Source organism: Moorena sp., assembly GCF_982860115.1.
Window position 1 is genome coordinate 1 of record NZ_CEYLVT010000413.1, and the last position, 3,033, is coordinate 3,033.

1 protein-coding gene is annotated in these 3,033 nt (G+C 42.5%); it reads left to right on the forward strand.

Annotation, left to right across the window (positions count from 1 at the left end; all coding sequences use genetic code 11):
• Positions 1-118: 118 nt before the first annotated feature.
• Positions 119-2,302: a DEAD/DEAH box helicase gene (locus tag AC4II3_RS32195; RefSeq protein WP_488015975.1), complete on the forward strand. Its 2,184-nt coding sequence runs from the start codon at positions 119-121 to the stop codon at positions 2,300-2,302.
• Positions 2,303-3,033 lie beyond the last annotated feature (731 nt).

Sequence of the window (3,033 nt, forward strand, 5' to 3'; positions counted from 1 at the left end):
CTGGGAGGGGTTAGGGGTGGGTTCCGATTCCCTACTCCCTACTCCCTACTCCCTATTCCCTAAAATTGTCTACCTCACCGAATTAAAAAGTAAATTTTAATATAGGAAATTAGCCCAAATGTCGGTTATCGATATAGATCAGGGTCGCAAATTTATTACCACTGAACCGATCACAGAAAGTGAAGAAACAGGAAAACAAAGAGTATGGGATGCCACTCGCAGTGCTTTTTCAGAACGCAATTGTATTGCTTACTGGCGCTATCCTATTTTTTCTAAAGTAGGGGAAATCTCTAAAGAGCCTGATATTTTTATTACTGATCAAGACCTTGGTCTAGTAGTAATTAAAATCCAATCTATCACTATTGATGAAATTATTACTATTGATGATGAGCAGTGGCAACTCCAAAACCCTTACACCGCTGACCCAAATCCCTACCAACAAGCTGAACATCAGTTAAAAGCAATACTTGCTTTTTGCGATCGCGAACCTGCTATTTGGCGCAAAGTTACTGGTAGGGCGATGATTGCTCTTCCTTTAATTACTCAAGAACAATGGCAACACCACGGTTTTGATCAACTCCCAGACTGTCCTCCCATTATCTTCCAGGACCAACTGGGTAAAGTTGGCTTGCTAGAGTGTATTCAAGAAACTGAATCAGTGATACCAGGAGAAGACATAGATGATCAGCAGTGGAAGTTACTCTTATCCGTGATCAGCGGAGCACCAATTTTCCGTAAACCTCCGCGTACCCTAGTCTCTACCGAAGGCAAAACTCGCGCTAATGTTGTAGCCGCTTACTCCCAACAACTCTACGAATTAGATTGGCAGCAGGAACACATTGGTAAAGAAATCCCTCCTGGGTTTCAGCGGCTGCGGGGAATTGCGGGGTCAGGAAAAACAGTGCTGCTATGCCAAAAAGCCGCTCATATGCACTTGAAGCACCCAGACTGGAGGATTGGGTTAGTGTTTTTTAGTCGCACCCTCTACGACTTGATGATTGGGTTAGTGGATCGATGGCTGCGTCGTTTCAGCAATGGTGATATCCAGTATGACCACAAGACTAACCAGAAACTGCGAGTGCTTCATGCTTGGGGTGCTAAGAATCAGCCTGGTTTGTACAGCACAATTTGCCAGTTAAATGGCGCTAGACCCAAATCCGCTGGGGATACTCGGCAAAGACAGCCCAATCGGGGTTTGGCAGAAGTTTGTAAACGGCTATCGGAAGAAATTAACATTGAACCCTGCTTTGATGCCATTTTAATTGATGAAGGACAAGACTTAGTTACTGAAGATGACTTAAAATTCCAGGGCAAACAAGCAATTTATTGGCTAGCTTATCAAGCCTTACGACCTGTTGACCCAGAACAGCCAGAACAACGGCGCTTAATCTGGGCGTATGACGAAGCTCAAAGCCTAGACACCTTAAAAATTCCTACCACAAAAGAACTGTTGGGTGAAAATCTCAGCCGACTTTTGTCACAAGGATCACAATACCCCGGTGGTATTAAAAAATCTGAAGTTATGCGGCGCTGCTACCGCACTCCTGGCTCAATTCTCACTGCTGCTCATGGGCTCGGAATGGGGTTGCTACGTCCTGAGGGAATGCTAACTGGAATTACCAGAAAGGAGGATTGGGAAAAAATTGGTTATGAAGTCAAAGGAAACTTTATTCCCGGTCAACAAATCACCATCCATCGTCCAAAAGAAAACTCCCCCAATCCAGTTCCTGAATTATGGAGCGCACCAGTATTATACTTTGAAACCTATGGCTCTCGTCAGGAAGAAATTAGTGCGTTGGCCGATAAGATTATGCATAATCTGGTTGATGATGACCTGAAAGCCAGTAAAGAAATCTTAGTGCTAGTTTTAGGCTCCAGTTCTGAAGCAATTGAATTAGAAAATCATGTCGCTGTTGTTTTGATGGAGCAAGACATTGATATTTATATTCCCACAGCATTGGAGTTGAATGAACTAAAACCTCAATGGCCCCACGTTGATCGCGATCGCTTCTGGAAAGATGGTGGAGTAACCATATCTCGTGTGCCCCGTGCTAAGGGTAATGAAGCCGATATGGTGTATGTGGTCGGTGTTGATAATGTTGCTAGGAACGAGAGTGATGTCAGTTTGCGTAACCAGCTATTTGTAGCATTAACTAGGGCGCGGGGCTGGGCAAGTGTCAGTGGAGTGGGTGACTATCCCATGTATAGCGAAATCCGCCAGGTAATTGAGAGTGGCGATACCTTCACCTTTACCTACAAGCGACCTCTGAAGCGGGATATTGGTGACCTTGAAGACAGTTAACCGTCAGAAGTGTTCAACTTCGGAATAGGGAACAGGAATCCCCTCTGTTCCCTTTTTTCTGTGCCTGTAAGCTATCAGCCATCAGCTATCAGCCATCAGCTTAAGCGCTACGCGCACGCTACGCGAACAGCTTATGGGCATAGCGCACGCTTTGGGAACAGCTGTTGAATAGAAGAGGTAAGCATTCGTTTAATTTAAGTTACGGAAAGCTGACGGCTGACGGCTGACAGCTGACGGCTTAATGCTGACCTGTGACTTATTGGCTAAATCCTTAATTTTTCGTTTCAGTGCATAAGTCCTATCCTTTGAAATTATTGCCAGGATGGCCACATAATTACGTGAAATAGTTCTTTATTAATTAATATAGCCCTGTAGTTATTGATGTACACCTAACTATAGATAATTTTTATTTATTTTTGTTTATGAGCTGGTCTAACCACTAGTAATCCTAAAAATTAACCTTACTATCTAAATACAGTTTAGCTGTTTTATTTCTGATTAAACTATTTGGCTTAATCAGGTAGATGCTTTGTGTTTAATAGTTGTTAATTTTGTGAAATTAAAAAAAATATTATTGATCATGAAAACATTAAAGCATTTTTTAAAAACTTAGTTTTCAATATATAATCCAGCCAAATAAATCCTAATATTTGATAACATCAAAAACTATTTGTTTCTATTCCCGATTCCCGATTCCCGATTCCCGATTCCCGATTCCCGATTCCCGATTC

Coding starts and splice junctions, on each gene's coding strand:
- AC4II3_RS32195 (WP_488015975.1), top strand. CDS start 119: ATGTCGGTTATCGATATAGATCAGGGTCGCAAATTTATTACCACTGAA.